Source organism: Chitinophaga filiformis, assembly GCF_900102545.1.
Taxonomy (GTDB): Bacteria; Bacteroidota; Bacteroidia; order Chitinophagales; family Chitinophagaceae; genus Chitinophaga; species Chitinophaga filiformis.
This window is the reverse complement of record NZ_FNBN01000002.1, coordinates 94,670-113,101: the sequence shown is the minus strand read 5'-3', so window position 1 is coordinate 113,101 and position 18,432 is coordinate 94,670. Positions and strand designations below refer to the sequence as shown.

Below are 18,432 nucleotides of genomic sequence, written 5' to 3'. Positions count from 1 at the left end.
AGTATGAAGATGATAGTTTTGTATATAGTATTGACGTTTGCTTCTTTAAGTTGTAAAAGCGGGACGAAACCAGCTAATGCGGAAGTTGACCAGGAGCAGAAACAGGGGATGATTTCGCAGGCGGATAGTCCTGATCAACTTGAAGCAAAGGACTCCAGTTTTTATTTAAAAGCATCTAAGGAAAAAGATGGAGAAATTTGCCTGAAGTACCGCCTGAATCATACGAATGCTTATAAGGAGTTTTGTTTTAAGTACTTTGATTATTCGGACGTAGTATTCCCTGATACATCAGTAGGAATCATAAGTGGAGATTCATTCAGGCAATCCAGCTATTATCTTGTACACGATAGCATTTTAATCTTACCGTTAATTGGAATGAATAATCTTCTATCCGTGTATGTCCTGAATCTCCAGTCTCAGCAAGTGCTTAATAGTGATGTCCGGACTTCTTTTAGCCTAGTCTGGATAGATGAGAAAAGTTCAACGTTTTTAACTACTGATACGCCTGATTACATAAATGATACTACCTTTTTGTACAAACTCAACAAGTATAAGATAGCAGGAGGGGAGATGTCATTAATAAAGACAGATACTGCTCACCTGAAGGTAGATCTAAAGGATGATGTAAAGATTAATTACAGAATCGCAAGACGACTGCTTCATTAAGCTATTGTCTTCCAGTTTATATTTGTGAAATTGTTGCCAATATCTGGTATGCATGGCAGAGGCCCGGCATACCGGATATTTTTTTTAAATGTTTTGAAATCTACATTATTGTCCGTACGTTTACAACCTAGATCAGTTTGCAACAAAACGAATACAGAGGACAATTAAGAGGCACCGCACCAGAGTAATGTTGCCCAACTAGCAGTAAACAGTGAGAACGTAACCACAATCTGATATCACAACAGACAATAGTACTCTTTCAAGTAGCACGTAAACCAATAATCAGTCATAAAAGTTCTATCAATGAAATCAGTTATCCCTATCCGACAATGCCAGCCAGATAAGTGTATGTGTGACATCATTTATAGTCCGGTTCATTTTATTATAATAAAAGAATAAGCCTGCGGGCATTATCAGACCTATACGAGATTCCTCTTCTCCGGAGGAACCAGGAACGCTTTTTCCTATACTAAAATATACATTAAATGATACTGGAGATTGTTGCCAGACATAAGAGAGCGTTTGCGATCACGATGCTTATGCTCCTTTATTGTGATGCAGTATTGCCCGCCTACGCGTTTGCGCCACGGCGTGCAGATCACCGCAGTTATACCGGGCGGAGATCAGCCCCTATAGCTGTAAAGGAAGTTAATACGTACACACCCGGTCTTGCTAAAGCCAGCACGGCGTCTTCACTGAAAGTGAAGGATATAGCCGGCTTTGGCGGTCCCGGACAGCCGGAAAGCCGGGCCTTTCATTCCGTGAACAGCGATAACATGGTCGACTTGTTCACAGGAGATTTTTCCTATAGCATTCCACTGATGGATGTAGGTGGCTATCCCCTGGCTATCGGCTATAACAGCGGGATTTCCATGGACCAGGAAGCCAGCTGGGTAGGCCTTGGATGGAATATTAACCCAGGCGCTATTACCCGTAATATGCGCGGATTACCGGACGACTTTAACGGCAGGGATACCATTCAGAAGATGGCATCCGTGAAAGAAAACCGGACAGTAGGCGTCACCGTGGGCGCTGATGTGGAGATCGTCGGATTAAGCGATTATGCAAAATTCGGTGCAGGCGCCAGCCTGGGTATCCTGCATAACTCTTATAAGGGTATTGGTCTGGAAACCAGTGTCAATACCAGTATCAGTGCTGGTTCCAACAGTATGGGATGGTTTACAACCGGCTTGTCTGTTACAAACAGTTCCCAGGAAGGACTAACCATTGGCAGATCACTGGGATATAAGTTCGCTGATGAACAGGCGAGAACAAATGGTGGCCTGAGTGGTAGTGTATCTATGGGATGGGGGTATAACTCCAGGGAGGGATTGAAAGCGCTGACCTTTTCAGCCGGTTTGAGACAATATACGATGGACGACAAAAACAGGGCAGCCGTACAGAGTTCCAACATTGCTTCCTATATCTCTTTTGCGCATCCGTCTTTCACGCCGGCTATCAATATGCCGTTTACCAATACACTGTACAATTATACCGCGAAGGTGGGCTGGGAAGCACAGGTAATACATCCCAGTGTTTATGTGAGCGGATATGTATCCAAACAAAGAATTGCACCTGATGATAAACGTGCTGCGCTGCCGGCATATGGCTATCTCAACTATCAATCTGCTAATGGTAATGAAGGCGCTTTACTGGATTACAACCGGGAAAAGGAAATTGCTTACCGGGAGAAACCAACGGTACCCAATATCGCAGTGCCGTCTTATACTTACGATGTATTCTCCATTTCGGGAGAAGGTACCGGGGGAATGTTCCGCGCCTATCGTAGCGATATCGGGTTTATATATGATCATGCAGTAAAGACAAGAGATAACTCTTCCCGTGGTAGCGTTGACATTGGTTTGGGTAGTCTTGCACATGCAGGTGTGGATTTAGGTATTACCAGGGCATATTCACAGAGTGGACCCTGGACGGAACAGAATCCATTGGCTACCACCATCGCCTTCAGGAAGACGGATAAGCTGTTTGAAAGCGCTTACTTCAGAAATCCCGGAGAGAAGACCATCAATACCAGGGCCTTTTATGATGCTGTTGGCGGTGAGGATGTAGTATCTGTAGATCTCTATCAGGCGGGTAACAGCAGCTCCGTGATAGAGACGTCCAACAGGTTGAACATATATAAGAACAAACGTTTCGCCGGTAATAAACAGTTGTCATCGGCGAATGTCTATAAAACAGAAAGGGACAAACGAGGACAGGTCATTTCTTATCTGACGGCGGCGGAAGCCAGCGTTGCCGGTCTGTCTAAATACATCGACAACTATGCCCGTAATGTGTATAGCATTGGCAACTGTGGTAATACTTTCCCTGATGATGTGGATGGCAACGGTGTAGGACTGAAGGGCGAGTATTTCAAAGGACGAAAGTTCGAAACAAAACTCTTCGAAAGAACGGATGCTACCATCAATTTTAGCAATAAAGACGAGTTCAATCAAAACCTGCCTTCCGGTGCTGCGAGGCTGGATAATGATTTCTCTGTACGCTGGACGGGGAGAATAAAAGTGCCATCTACCGGCCGTTACCGTTTTAGTACCAACAGTGATGATGGCGTAAGGGTATACCTCAATGATACACTGCTCATTGACCGTTGGAATGACCATGCTAACACAAAGGATACTGCCTGGGTCAACCTGGTGGCGGATCAGTTGTATAATATTAAGACAGAATACTACCAGGCGCGTGGTAATGTGATCATGAAACTGCAATGGCGGCCACTGGCTACTGCTGAAGTAGTGGTGCCTACGGCAAGTCTTTACCTGATGCCTGTTAAAGATACTTTCCTGGTAGGTGCTAATCTGTCGAAGGAAAAACGCGTGAACGATTTCCGTAAGGCAGATCATATATCTGAGATAGATGTACTGAATACCGACGGACGACGCTATGTATATGGTATTCCTGTGTATAACCTGAAACAGCGGGATCTTACTTTCTCGGTAGCTGCAGGTACGGGAAAACGTGCGGAAGGGCTGGTGAAGTATACAGCTGGCGTTGACAATACCATCAACAATAACAAAGGCAACGACAATTATTTCAATAGCGAAGAGATCCCGGCTTATGCACATAGCTTCCTGCTGACAGGCATTTTGTCGCCTGATTATACTGACCTCACAGGAGATGGTATTTCTGATGATGATCCGGGGAATGCGATCAAATTTAATTACACCAAGGTAGCAGGTATTAAGAACCCTTATAAATGGCGATCACCGGCTAATGATAGCGCCAGCTACAGCGAAGGCTTGCTGACAGATAACAGGGATGACAAAGGCAGTTATGTGGCAGGCGATAAAGAGCTGTGGTACCTGCACTCTATTGAGTCGAAGAACATGATCGCTACCTTTAAGCTGAGCGACAGGGATGATCTCTTCGCCATTACTGAAGATGGGGCTAAACAGTCTGCGCGGGTGACCAAGAAGCTGGAAGAGATCAACCTGTATAATAAGGCTGATTTCCAGAAGTATAATACCGCGGCCAGACCCGTGAAGACAGTACATTTTGAATATACCTATGAACTGTGTCCCGGCGCCAACAGAGGGATAAACACCACAGGTAAACTGACGCTCAAACGTATCTGGTTTACCTATAATGGTAATGACAAGGGTAAGCGTAACCCTTATGTGTTTGCTTACAATAGTTTCAACCCGCCTTATAATATGAAGGCATATGACCGTTGGGGGAATTACAAGGATAATCTGCAGAACCCCGGCGCTACTACCAACAATCCTATTTACAACGGCGAATATCCTTATACATTGAGAGACAGTGCTCAGATGGCAAAGAATGCGGCTGCCTGGACACTGGATTCCATCATTCTGCCTTCAGGAGCACATATGAAGATTGACTATGAAAGTGATGAATATGCTTATGTGCAGAACAAACGTGCTGCACAGATGTTCCATGTGGCTGGTCTTTCCGCTTCAAAACCGACAGCAACGGGTGATCTGAGTAATTCACTGTATGGACTTACCGACTATCTGTATGTGGCCGTGAATGTACCCAAACCAGTCAGCAGCAATGAAGAGCTGTACAGGCGTTACCTGGAAGGTATGGAGAAGATCTACTTTAAGTTGTCGGTACAGGTGCCTTCGGATAAATTCGGTGCAGGAAATGAGTATGTACCGGTGTATGCAACGCTGGATGATAGTTATGGATTCTTCAATAATGGGTCAACTATCTGGTTCAAGGTGAGGGCTATTGACGCCCATGGTGATGTAGGAGATCCACTGAGCATATTCAGCCCGATGGCACAGACTGCGCTGCAATACTTACGCCTGAACCTTCCTTCCAAAGCATATCCCGGTTCCGATGTAGGCGATAATGTAGACCTGAGTGATGCGATCAAGATCCTGTTGTCGCAGGCTGACAACGTCACTAATACCCTGGCTACCTATAATGTTGCTGCCCGGGCGAAAGGCTGGATGAAAACGATCGATACACTACGCTCGCTGGTGCGCCTGAATAGTCCGATATACAGGAAGTTCGGCGGTGGCCTGCGTGTGAAAAGGATCAGGATCTATGATAACTGGACTAAGATGACCCAGCAGAAGGAATCTGTTTATGGTACTGAATATCAGTATACAACCCAGCTGACGACTGCTGCAGGCGTTGAAACGATCAGCAGCGGTGTGGCGAGTTATGAGCCCACATTGGGAGGAGATGAGAATCCATGGCGGCAGCCGATAGAATATACGCAACAGGCTTCTGTACTGGCCCCTGTGGAACTGGGGTATACGGAGTATCCTTTAGGTGAGTCGTTCTTCCCGGCGCCTTCAGTGGGCTATCGCAAAGTGAGGGTACGTTCTATTAATAGTACAGGTGTACGCTCTGCCAATGGCTACCAGGAATATTGCTTTTACACGAATTATGAATTCCCGGTCATTACAGACATGACCCTGCTGGCAGATGGTAAGAAGCGTTTTAAGCCTGCACTGGCCAATTTCCTGCGTATTAATGCCCGGCATTTTGTAGCGGTAAGCCAGGGCTTTAAAATAGAGCTGAATGACATGCATGGTAAACCCAGGTCAACGGCCGTATACCCCGAGAATGATCCTGATAATCCTGTTGCTTCAACAACATTTTTCTACAGGGAGGACGATCCTGCCGCAACTTTCAGGCATCTGAAGAATACTGTCACCACGATAGCGCCTAATGGCGCCGTCGATACTGCAGCAGTGATCGGGGAGGATATAGAGGTAATGACAGACATGCGTGAACATAAGAGCGTTACCAATGCCAATAACTTTAACCTGAACACGGAATTGTTCTCTTTTGGTATTCCTCCCATTATGATCATACCTACTCTCTGGAACCTTGCACAGCGTGAAGAGGTGAAGTTCAGATCTGTGGCAGTAACCAAAGTGATTAACCGTCATGGCATACTGGACAGTAGCGTGGTTACTGATAAGGGCAGCAAGGTGACGGTCCGCAATCTTGCTTACAACAGTGAGACAGGAAGCGTTATACTGAGCAGTACGCAGAACCTTTTCGATGATCCTGTATACCAGTTCCTGTGGCCTTCAGGCTGGGCTTATGAAGGCATGAGCGGCGCTTATAAGAACCTGAATGTGGTGCTGGACGATATCTATGTCAGCAAAGGAAAGATCACCAGTGGTCTTGGACAGGCTACTCCAGCTACTTATTTCTACGGAGGAGATGAGATCCTGGTGGCGTCGAAAGTGAAGACAGGCGGGGCAGATTGTTCACCGGAGATCGCCTCTTTCCCGGCGTTCAGCACATTGTATGCGGTGGATGCCAATGCTAAGGCGGGAGGCACTCCGGATATCTACCTGGTGGATGGCAATGGTACGCCATTTACGGGCAATGATGTGTCGCTGAAGGTGGTACGCTCTGGCAGGAGAAACATGGATGTTCCTGTAGGAACCGTCACCATGCTGAATAATCCGATAGTAAAGAGTGGAACGACCTGGAAGCTGGTCATAGACGAAACCTCAAAGGTCATCAAAGCCAGTGTAACAGAATATAAACAGGACTGGCAGGTGGCAGACCGTAAGAAACAGAAAGCGGTTTGCGCTAATTGATCATCTATTTAAAAAAGTAAGTCAGTAACAGTCCTTATCTGTGATACTATGAAACGTACATTAATAACTGAAAATAAATACCTCGTTCTGCTGCTGGCGGCGCTGCTGTGGACAACAAGCGCTGTGAATGCACAATGTACCTCCTGGGGTATCAGTGCGGTAGCGCAGGCTTCTACCTGTGCTGCCAACGGGAAGATCACACTTTCCTTTACAGGCACAGGAGCAGGTAATGTCAGCAATATGTTGTACAGCCTGGAACCGCTGACGGCAGGCGGATATTCCGTCGCTCCCGGTACTTCCTCCGTGTTTGAAAATGTACCGGCGGGCAACTATAGAGCGGTGGCAAAAGGGATCTGTAACAGCCAGGAGGTATCTGCTACGGTCAACGTAACGGTGCCGGGGAGCTATGTACCCTTCAAAGCGGCAGTTGCACAGAACAAGGTGTCCCTGTACCAATGTAACACCGGTCAGGCATATGTTACACTCAGCGATGGTAAGACGCCTTACACCGTGACCATCACCAATGCACCTGCTGCTTATACAGGACGGAAAACTTTTACGGCCACTACCAGTTTCATGATCGATAGTTTGTGGGGCGGCGATTATACGCTGTCGGTAACGGACGCCTGTAGTGCTGCTGCCTCTACACAGACGGTCAGCATCACTGAATTAAGACAATTGAATGCGGGTGACCTGAACTTTATACAGCCACTGATGATCAGGAATACCTGTAACAGGATCGTCTTTAAATCGCCCGGTAGTGTGAGCAGTAGTCCGTATGCGCTCTATTTTCTGGGCGCTACACCGCTGACTTTTGCTGTGTCGTACAATGGCGGGGCAAAAACTCCTTACAGGGCAATAGGCGCTTTAGATACGATTACGCTGCCTGCAGGACAGACCTTTGCCAGTACTTATGGAGATACGGCGATGTACTATTTCAAAACTCCCTGCGGAGGCGAGGTTGCTATTCCATATGTAATACCAATGCCTTCCATGAGCAATTATTCCGAATATAATTGCAGTAAAGACTTCAATGCGGGGTATTTTATCGATACGACGAGAATCGTTTGTTATCCTGTTTACATCACTTTAAGGAATACTTCTACTAATGCAATGCGGTATGATACGCTGAAGACGCCTGAGCCGCAGCGATTGATTAAAAACGTACCGTTTGGCAATTACGCGTTTAATGCGGTGACTGCAGATAGTGCGAAGCTGCGTGATAATTTTATCCTGGATGTTGCAGCGCCTCCTGCCAATCCATATATCATTCGTCTGCAGCCGAATGAAGGTGTGACCGGCAATGATGGGGCCATCACTTTTGCTTTCAGCAAAACAGGAGGATCATTGCCTACAGGTTTGAATATAAAGCTGATAAGTCCATCTACCTATACTTTTTCCTATACCGTTACTACAGAGCGGCCTAACAGCGTGGCTGTATCCATCAGTGACGATAATCCCAGGCGTTACTTTTATCCGGGTACCTATACGTTCAGGCTTACAGATACCTGTGGTACTTATGATATGCCGGTAACAGTAACAGAAAATGACGTTTATCGCTATACCTGGAATGTTGTTACTGCCCAGACCTGTACAGGACTTGCCGTCGTACCTACTGGTAAAGCGATGTACCAGGGGGCCGAGCAAAAGGCCTATTTCCAGATCCTCAGAGGCCCCCTTGGGGCTGTAGGGTTTGACAGGAAGATCGTCACATCCGGCGATACCCTGTTGTTGCCGTCTGAAGGAACCTATCGCATTGGTGTATCGGCGTACCCTACAGTGGTGCAGGAGTTTAGTGCCTATGGAAATGGTGTGACGCTTAAGGACATTAATTTCAAATATCAGCCCCTGATCATCGATGTGAATAATTCCCTCGGATGGATCTGTCCCGGGCAGCCGGACAATTCCGGTACCATCCAGGCCAATGCTATCGGCGGCAGTAAAATAAAAACAGGGGTGTATACCTATAAACTTGCCGCACAGGGGAAAGGTGCTACCGGACCTTACCTGGCAACCAATACTACCGGCAGGTTCAGTACTGCTACCTCCGGCGGCGCTTATACGCTGATGAAAGATCAGAACTATGATGTACGTGTAGAAGATGAGTGTGGAAGTGCAGCTGTACAGACACTGAAAATAATAGACTTCGAAACTGCGGAACTGGCAAAGACAGACAAACCGGAATATTGTATCGGAGACAGGATCATTTTTAATATCATTAACCTGCCTACTACTGCTATCACTTATGCCTGGTCAGGTCCGGACGGCTTTACGAGCCCTCAGCAGAATCCTGTGCTTTCTCCTGTTACAGTCAACAGTGCAGGAAATTATCATGCTGTTATCTATTCAGATATCTGTATGCAGCCTATTGAGGCTGATGTGTTGGTGAAACTGGCGCCATATAACCTGAGTTGTTACAGCGCGGTGACTGATACCAGTGTGAATCCGTATGCTTACAGCCTGATGGGCAACTGGCGTCCGCAAAGGAGCTATACATATTATGCTGCAAGAACGGAAAATAGTACTGCACAGACGGTGAACCTGCGGACAGACGGTACTATTAAGAACTTTAAATCCTTCTGGAAGTTGAATGGTACGGGTATAGCGCCACAATATGATGAGAGTCGCTGGGTATGGAACAGCGAGAGCACCCTATTTAATAAAAGGGGGCTGGAGCTGGAAAACAAAGATCCGCTGGGAAGATTCAATGCCGGTATTTATGGTTTTGACGATGCACTGGCAGTAGCGGTGGTGCAGAACAGCCGTTACAGGGAGGCCGCTTATGAGGGCTTTGAAGACTACTTCTTTGGTAGCACTTACTGCGACACTTCCTGCAGTATTGGCCGCAGCTTTGATTTTTCCGGTTACAGGAATAACCTCGATTCTTTACAGTCGCACACCGGTAAGTACAGCCTGCGCATAGCCGCGGGTCAGAGTGCAGGTATCAGTGCTGATATCCTGGCAGATAATGGTACTGCGTTTAATCTGTCGTTCAATAAGGAAACGAACAGCTGTGTAACGACAGGACAGGTACTAGGTGGTATACGCACCAACAAGGATGCTATTCTGCCGGTATACTCGCCATTGCCTGGTAAACAGATCGTGATCAGTGCCTGGGTAAAGGAACAGCAGGATTGTAAAGGCATTACCTATACAGGTAATAAGATGAATATCACGGTGAAGAGAGGGGCAACCGTTACAACGGTGACCGCGAATCCGAAGGGAGGGACCATCGATGGCTGGCAACGTTATGAGCAGGTAGTGGACCTGCCTGCAGATGCTACATCGCTGTCTGTTACACTCCTGGCTACGGAAACTTCTGCCGTATACCTGGATGATCTGCGTATCCATCCTTACAATGCCAATATGCGATCCTTTGTGTACAGTCCTTCAGACCTCCGTATGATGGCGGAGCTGGATGAGAACAACTATGCCACTTTCTATGAGTATGATGATGATGGAACGCTCATCAGGTTGAAGAAGGAAACAGAAAGCGGCATTAAGATGATCAAGGAATCGAGGAGTGCCCTGATAAAGTAATAGATAACATAATACTGCGCTAAATAAGATATTATGCATTTTTTGCCAAAAAAGACCGTTCAATGGTGTCTGACTATGCTGCTCCTGCTGATAGCAGCTTACTGCCAGGCGCAGACCGGCAATATAACCCTGCTGAAGAATACACTGGATGGCAGTAAACAGCAGCTGGCTAAAGACTCTGTTGTTACCGTACAGGATAGTGTATACTTTAATTCCACCCTGATCAGTAAGCTGGATACGCCTTACTATGTGAAGAACATTGTCACTTTCCGTATCAATGAATATGCCGGAGTATACCTGCCTGCACAGTTTACTGCAACAGTAAAGGTCAGGATCATTTATACGAAGCCGAATCTCACTATAGATTCCGTAGAGAAGGACCTGAGTATCAACTATGATATTAACGCCAGTTATACTAACCGTAGCAGTTTCGTATTTAATAATGCGCATAAGGTGACAGTGAAAGTGGTAAGTGCCAGCATCGGCACTGCACCTGCAAGAGTGATGTCGGCACTGGTGCTGGATAATGAGATGCAGGTAAGTCCTGTGTATAAGCTGTCCTGTACGGATGATGCAGTGAAGAGTATCTCTGCTAACAGCATTGCCAATATTGATTCTACAGATGAACTGACTGTTGTATGGCCGGTAGTGACAGGTGCGAATGTGTATGACCTGGAATGGGCATATGTCGATTCTTCGGCATACCTCACGAACAGGTATGGTAACCCGGTTAGTGCGGCTTTGTTATTCAGGAACAATACTTCCCGTGTTACCATTACAGGTAATACCTACCGCATCCCATTGCTGTATGATAATGGGGGTATCCTGTTTTTCAGGGTAAGAGCGGTGCAGGAGAAAAGTCGTGAAGCGAGAATAGAGACTGCCTGGAGCTCTGACTATTCAGGAGGGCTGGGTAGTTTCCCTTTTGGGGGGCACCAGCGACTAATGAACTGGCAGTCGTCTATCGCCTATGCTGAAGAGGGAAAGCGCAAGGCGGTTGTGACCTACTTTGACGGTTCGTTAAGGGAACGGCAAATTGTTACGAAAGATAATGTGACGAACAAGACCGTTGTTGGTGAAACGTTCTATGACTACCAGGGAAGACCTGTTGTCGAAGTAATGCCTGCGCCTTCTTTGAACAGCGTCATGCGCTATACGCCTAAATTCAATGCGAATACCAGCGGTACTGAATATGATAAGAGTTATTACGACAAACTTAGCTCACCGTCCGCTTATCTGACAGGCAGCGCGTCTGCGATGTCTAATGCAAGCGGTGCGTCTCAGTACTACTCAGGCAGTAATCCGGATAAGAATACGGGTGTGAACCAGTTCATTCCTAATGCCGGGCAATATCCGTTTACAGAAACAGAATATACACAGGACAATACCGGTAGAATAAGCCGGCAGAGTGACGTAGGACCCGTGTTTAAATTAGGTAGCAAACATGAGAAAAGGTACTTCTATGGTACACCGGGGGAGAACGATCTGGATGTATTGTTTGGTACTGATGCGGGCGACAGAACACATTACTTCAAGAACATGGTGCAGGATGCCAATGGGCAGATCGCTGTTACCTACCTGGATATGTATGGCCGTACCATTGCCACTGCGCTGGCTGGTGCGCCGGATAGTGCTGCTATGGACAATCTGGGCTCTTATTCGCAATTTCCTGTAACAGATACTTTATCGCGTGCCAACAGCAATGTGATCACTGATATGGTGATGGAGAGTACGCAGAGTCAGCTGGTGCCGATTGATGGAGATTACCTGTTCAAATACACACTGACGCCGCCGGTGTTGCAGAAGCGTGATTGCAATAATGTGCTGGTTTGTTATAATGCACTGTATGATCTGAGGATCACGATCACAGATGACGCTTATAATCAGCGCCTGGGAGGTAAAGCGTTTGATACCATCATCCGCAACTATACAGGGGCTATTGTTACCGACTGTGCTGCGCCTACACCTTTTGATGTGACTTTCACGAAGCGCCTTACACGCGGTACCTACCGGATCTCCAAACAACTGAGTATCAGGCGGGATGCGATGGATTATTACAGGGACAGTGTATTTATGAAGAAGAACCTTTGTACTACACTGGACCAGTTTATACAGCAACAGCGTGATCTGCTTATCAATACGAAGTGTATACCTGATTGTAAATCCTGCCAGGATAGTCTGGGTACCTGGACCACTTTCAGGGCGAAATATATGAAAGGTGCAGGTGTTGCAGTAGCCGATTCAGCTGGGTATCGTGGAGAAGCCATGGCCGCTTACGAAGAGGCCCTTGCTGCCTGTGATGCGCTGTGTAACAAAACCAGCGAGGTGACGGATACCAGGAACGCCATGTTGCTCGATATGTCTGCACCATCAGGACAGTACGCTAATCCCGACGATACACTGGATATCTATTCTATCTTCTATCAGAAAGACGAAAATACGCTTCCTATCTATAAACGGGATACGGTGACTTACCTGGATGAAGCGGGTAAGCGGGACCTGGTCTATGATGAGTTAAGCAATAGCTACGTCATACCGCAGCGGTTAAGGCCAGATCAATTTGCTGCTAAGTTCAAACCTACCTGGGCCGCGGCATTACTGAAGTTCCATCCGGAATATTGTAAGTGGCTGGAGTTCCAGAAACATACGGCCAGTTATACCTGGGACAGGGCTTTTGCAATTGTCGATACTTATGCGGAAGCAAAGGCAAAAGGTTATCTGAACCCTACTGGCAATAGCAGTTTTCCTTTCACGATAGTGACGGCCAACAGAGATCCGCTGTCGACAGAAAGTACGGCCAATAAAACCGCGCTGGAAGCGAAGCTGAATAATTTCAACGGGGGAAGCGGCGCTAATATTCTCTCACTCTGGAGTATGGCCACCATTACGGTGAAGTGTCCCGATAACAGCAGTACCTGCATCGATACTTATAATACACCGGCCAAGGCATTCAATGAGAGCACTTTATGTACGGCTGACCTGGATATGGCATGGCGCAACTTCCGCCAGCTGTACCAGAATGTGAAGCGGGGTATGCTGAGCGATAAGATAAAGAATGCTGCTTGTCCGGCGGGAGTAGTGAACCCTACTTCCGCACAATTGACCTCAGCTGGTAAACAGTCCAATTTCAACAATGCAGCAGATGCCCTGGGGCAGAGCGGACTGGGTTATCTTAATAATAATCCAACAGGAAGTGCAGCTACGGATTCTACAAATAAGGCGCTGGCAAAAGTTTATGAGGATAATTGCAATGCCTATGCAAAAGCATGGGTGCAGCAGCTGGCTCCTTGTAAGTACAGTCAGACAGCATTGAATATCATTATACCAAGATTGGTACAGGTGTGTAAGGAAGGTTCGGATGTATCGCATCCGCTGGGATCCGGTTCTGTGAAACCGGGTAGTACGAATACATACAAGAGCTTCCAGGAGGTGCTGGATGCATATAATAAGCAGAATGGCATTACTAATTCCTGGGATTGTTATCCTGATATGATCACGGCGCCTGCTCCTTATGACAAGCAGGTAGCTTATACCAATAAGCCTGTTTATACAAAGCCGGATAGTTGTGAGTGTGCTAAGCTCAATAGTTTGAAGGCGGAGTATGTGAAATATGGCAAATCTACGGATAGTAATTTTGCAGGGTATCTGTCGCGTACAAGGAAGATCAGTATGACAGATGCTGATCTGACGCAGTTGCTGAATGCATGTAATACGACAAGTAGTTGTACGTATTTCCAGCAGGTGATTAATATACCGCCGGCTTTGCAGTGTAACAGCGGGGAGATATGTGTGTCATGTAAAGTAGTGGAAGATCTCTACCAGAGCTATTTATCGGCATATCCTGATTTTACTCCCCAGAAGACAGAGCCAGATACTATTCAGCAGAAAAAGAACAAGGTGTTTGCCAACTACATGAACATCCGTCTTGGATTCAGCAAGCAGGCATGGGAGTATCTTCAGTTCAGGGATAGCTGTCCAAAAACGCCAACGCCAGATACTAATATATGTGACAGTCTTACGTGGGCCAAGAATGAATTTTTGAGACTGTTTCCATCACTAACGGGCGACTCACTTACTCTTTCACGCACATTAGTAGGGAGTATAGTTACGCATGTTATTTCCACAGATAACCGGCCCGCATGGTCTGGAACAGAGGCATTGGCGGCGGCTGTGTGGAAGGACAGCAGCAACAGCATATTCAGGTTGAGGGATAATCTGGTAATTCCTATTGGCTCAACCGCCAATGTTTTGGGAGTGCCTTACAATGCGCGGATAACCAGGGCAACAATAATCATGACCGGGAAACAGGCCAGCCCAAGCATCGACTTTTTCAAAGAGATAAAATCTCACTACAGTACTAATGGTACCGCCTTTGGCTATCTGGAGCGGGCTTTAGGCCCGGTTATACCGGGAGTGACAACTTTTTCAACACAGCCGGCAGTTACAACTGAACACAGGATTACGCTGACCAAATTGCCTGCAGGAGCCAGTTCGGGCCAGCAAGCCTTTATCTGCACTGATCTGGCTATTGATATGTATGATGCATACCAGAAAGGAAAATATTATGGATTGATATTAAGAATGGATGATGCAACGGAGGCCGGCGCCAGTAATAATTCCTACGTGTTCACTTATAGTCCGACGTCGACTGTTAATACAACTGTTCCATGGTTTAGTGTAAACTTTAAGGCAACTGTGTGTGATGAATGGGCTGTCAGGTTTAACTATTGGTTTCATACTTCATATTCACCGGCTCAGATAGATAGTATGTTTCTGGTGAATTGCGGGGCTGTTTCAGGATTTTGCGGTGGAGGATCAACTACGCCTACGGACCCGGCGGACACTATTGTTGGCCCTTATGACGGTCCGCTGCTCTGTGGTAAGTCTACACCTGTTTTCCCGCCGGTGGATGTAAATGAGATCAACAACTGTTCTGACAATGAATTCTTTGCTATCAGCAAGGGTACGGAATTGTACAAGGCGTATCGTGATTCGGTGAAAGGTAACTTTGAAAAGGATTATATCAGTACCGGTTTGCAGGCTGCTAATAAGGAAGTGTTCACGGTAAATTATAACACGAGCGAGTATCATTATACGTTGTTCTACTATGATCAGGCGGGGAACCTGGTGAAGACCGTGCCTCCGGCAGGTGTGGTGACAGACAGGTCGGATAGCTGGCTGAATAGTGTGCGAGCGGCGCGGAAGGCCAGGCAGCAGCGTATACCTGCGCATAAAAAGATCACACAGTATAGGTACAATACCCTTGAGCAAATAGTTGAGCAACAGTCGCCGGATGGGGGGATTACGCGCTTCTGGTATGATAGGCTGGGAAGGAGGGTTGTGTCGCAGAATGCACAGCAGAAGGCAGACCGTAACTATAGTTATACTAGTTATGACGCGATTGGACGAATAGTAGAGGTTGGACAAACGAACAGCACTAATGTAATAACAGACAGCATCAGCCGTGATCCGCAGTTGCTGACGCAATGGTTGTCGGCGGCAAAGGGAACCAATACACAGATCACGCGTACGACATATGATGTTCCTTATACGCCGTTGTCACAACTGGTGTTATCGGCCCGTAACTTGCGTAACCGGGTGGCGTGGACGGCAACTTATAATAACAACACGGATTTAGGTAATGGCAATTATGCTGCTGGTACTTTCTATAGTTATGATGCGCATGGTAATGTGGATACGCTGCTGCAGGATTATAAGCTGGGAGGAATGGCAGATGCGGGGAACAGGTTTAAGAAGATCGTGTACAGATATGATCTGATTAGTGGAAAGGTGCGTCAGGTAGCTTATCAACCCTCTCAGGCAGATGCATTCTATCATCGTTATACTTATGATGCCGAGAACAGGCTGATTAATGTGGAGACCAGTCAGGATAGTGTCTACTGGGAAAATGATGCTTATTACACTTATTACAAGCATGGCCCGCTTGCAAGGTTAGTATTAGGACAACAGCAGGTGCAGGGGGTGGACTATGCTTATACATTGCAGGGATGGCTGAAAGGAGTGAATACGACTTCGGTTGGTGGTAGCACAGATATGGGTAAGGATGGCCTAGCGGGTAGTGCTGTAGCAAGAGACGCTATAGGATATAGTTTGTATTACTACGGCATCAGAGAGTATAGCCCTATCGGCAGCCAGGTATCTTTTGCTCCGATTGAAGGTTCCGGGTTTAAACCCCTGTTTGGAGGAAACGTTGCAGCGATCAGTCATCACATTCCGGCTTTGGGAGAATCGCTGCTGTCTGCTTATAGCTATGATGTACTGAACCGCCTGAAAGGAACGCAGGTGCTCCGTGGTTTAAATACAAGCACCAATAAATGGACGCCTGCAGCTATTCAGGATTTCAAGGAGGGAATTACTTATGACGCCGATGGCAACATCTTAACTTATAGCCGTAATGGAAATAACACATTTGCCGGTAGTCCGCTGGCGATGGATAGTCTTACGTATAGCTACAAAGCAGGCAGGAATCAGCTGGATTTCATAAGAGATTCAGTACGCTCAATAAACTATACTGGCGACATCGACGGCCAGACTGCCGGGAACTATGTCTACGACAGTACAGGTAATCTTATAAAGGATAGCGGAGGAGGAATCAGCAGTATTACATGGACGGTATACGGCAAGATAGCGACCGTCACTAAAACCGACGGGACGACTATTGCCTATACCTATGATGTGAGTGGAAACCGTATCAGTAAAACAGTGAATGGTGTGCAAACATGGTATGTGCGCGACGCTTCCGGCAACGTGATGAGCGTATATACCAGGGGAGATAATACTGCTAACGGTGGTAGCCTTACGCAGACAGAAATCCCCTTGTATGGCAGTGGACGTTTAGGGTTAAGTACACTGAATATAAACGTACAAAGTGTTGTGTCGCCTGATGTGGTTCCTGTGCGCGGGTTGGGAAATGGGATAGGTATCGGTTTCCTTCGCGGCAAAAAGATCTTTGAACTGAGTGACCACCTTGGGAATATACTGGCGACTGTGTCTGATAAGAAACGGGGTGTTTCTACAGACAGTACGACTGTCAGCTATTTTACACCTGATATTTTCTCTACGCAGGAATACTATCCTTTTGGTATGGGCATGCCGGGAAGAGGCAGTAATAGTGAGCGGTACAGGTATGGGTTTAATGGAAAGGAAAATGATAATGATGTAAAGGGAACGGGAAATCAGCAGGATTATGGAATGAGGATATACGATCCGAGAGCCGGCAGGTTCTTGTCTATTGATCCTCTAAGTGCAAAATATCCGGAACTGACGCCATATCAGTTTGCAAGCAATACGCCTTTATGGGCGATTGACATTGATGGGTTGGAGGGCGGAATAGGGACGCTACGTGCCTGGATGGCTTTGAAGGACTGGTTGAATTCTTCAAGCGAGTTCAGTACGGCAATGGCGCTTTCCTATCTCGACCAGGCTACTATTCCGGCAGACAAAAAATCCTATACATACGGGGAAGCTTTTACAGCACTGGGAGGTATGATGGGATATGGGATGATGGAAGCTGCCATTACACCGACAATGGGTACACCTGGATTTATTGAAATGCCGGTGAATGTACGTGTTAAGGTACCCGTGAGAACTCCCCAAACACCAGTGGTAGTTCAGACTTCTCCTCATACTCCTGTATTAAAGCCGGCGACGACTCAGACAGTTGCTCCTGTGAGGACGATAGCGCCAACTGAAATGGACGTGCCTGTTACAACCACGACTACCACGACGAATGCCGGTACATCCAGCCAGGCAACTCAGTCAGGATCTGCGAATAACAGGAATGCTATTGATTTGTCTACACTATCGAAAAGGGAATTGGGGAATCACCTGCATTATGATCGGATCAATGGCGGGCCATTAAGAGCGGGAATAGCGACGCTTCCTTCCGAGCTGCAGAACAGGTATCCCCTTACGCAATTCTATTTTGCCCGAAGAGGGGAGAAAGGACCGGATGTGCAGGTGATAAGTGGGCTTCATCCATCTATGTACTTTGGATCTAAATGGACTCCCGGCGTTAATACTGCTGATTTTAAAGCGGGAACAACTACAAGCATCATCAAATTTGGAAAAGAAATAACAAATGGAAAACTACCGGTAACAACACAGGCATTATGGTACGATCAAACTACAGGACGTTTAATACAGTAAA

The 18,432-nt window shown here is 46.7% G+C and carries 4 protein-coding genes; all 4 read left to right on the top strand.

What is annotated here, in order from left to right; translation table 11 throughout:
- The first annotated feature begins 3 nt into the window (after positions 1-3).
- Complete coding sequence (locus BLR32_RS07270) at positions 4-666, top strand: hypothetical protein (protein ID WP_089830137.1); 663 nt, start codon at positions 4-6, stop codon at positions 664-666.
- Positions 667-1,151: 485 nt separating this feature from the next.
- Positions 1,152-6,722 (top strand): PA14 domain-containing protein, encoded by a 5,571-nt coding sequence (locus BLR32_RS07265; RefSeq protein WP_089830134.1) that lies wholly within the window; start codon positions 1,152-1,154, stop codon positions 6,720-6,722.
- A 48-nt stretch (positions 6,723-6,770) separates the two neighbouring features.
- Complete coding sequence (locus tag BLR32_RS07260) at positions 6,771-10,262, top strand: hypothetical protein (protein ID WP_089830132.1); 3,492 nt, start codon at positions 6,771-6,773, stop codon at positions 10,260-10,262.
- Between the two features lie 33 nt (positions 10,263-10,295).
- Positions 10,296-18,431, top strand: coding sequence for an RHS repeat-associated core domain-containing protein (locus tag BLR32_RS07255; protein ID WP_089830130.1), 8,136 nt, complete (start codon positions 10,296-10,298; stop codon positions 18,429-18,431).
- Position 18,432: the final 1 nt, after the last annotated feature.

Coding starts and splice junctions, on each gene's coding strand:
- BLR32_RS07270 (WP_089830137.1), top strand. CDS start 4: ATGAAGATGATAGTTTTGTATATAGTATTGACGTTTGCTTCTTTAAGT.
- BLR32_RS07265 (WP_089830134.1), top strand. CDS start 1,152: ATGATACTGGAGATTGTTGCCAGACATAAGAGAGCGTTTGCGATCACG.
- BLR32_RS07260 (WP_089830132.1), top strand. CDS start 6,771: ATGAAACGTACATTAATAACTGAAAATAAATACCTCGTTCTGCTGCTG.
- BLR32_RS07255 (WP_089830130.1), top strand. CDS start 10,296: ATGCATTTTTTGCCAAAAAAGACCGTTCAATGGTGTCTGACTATGCTG.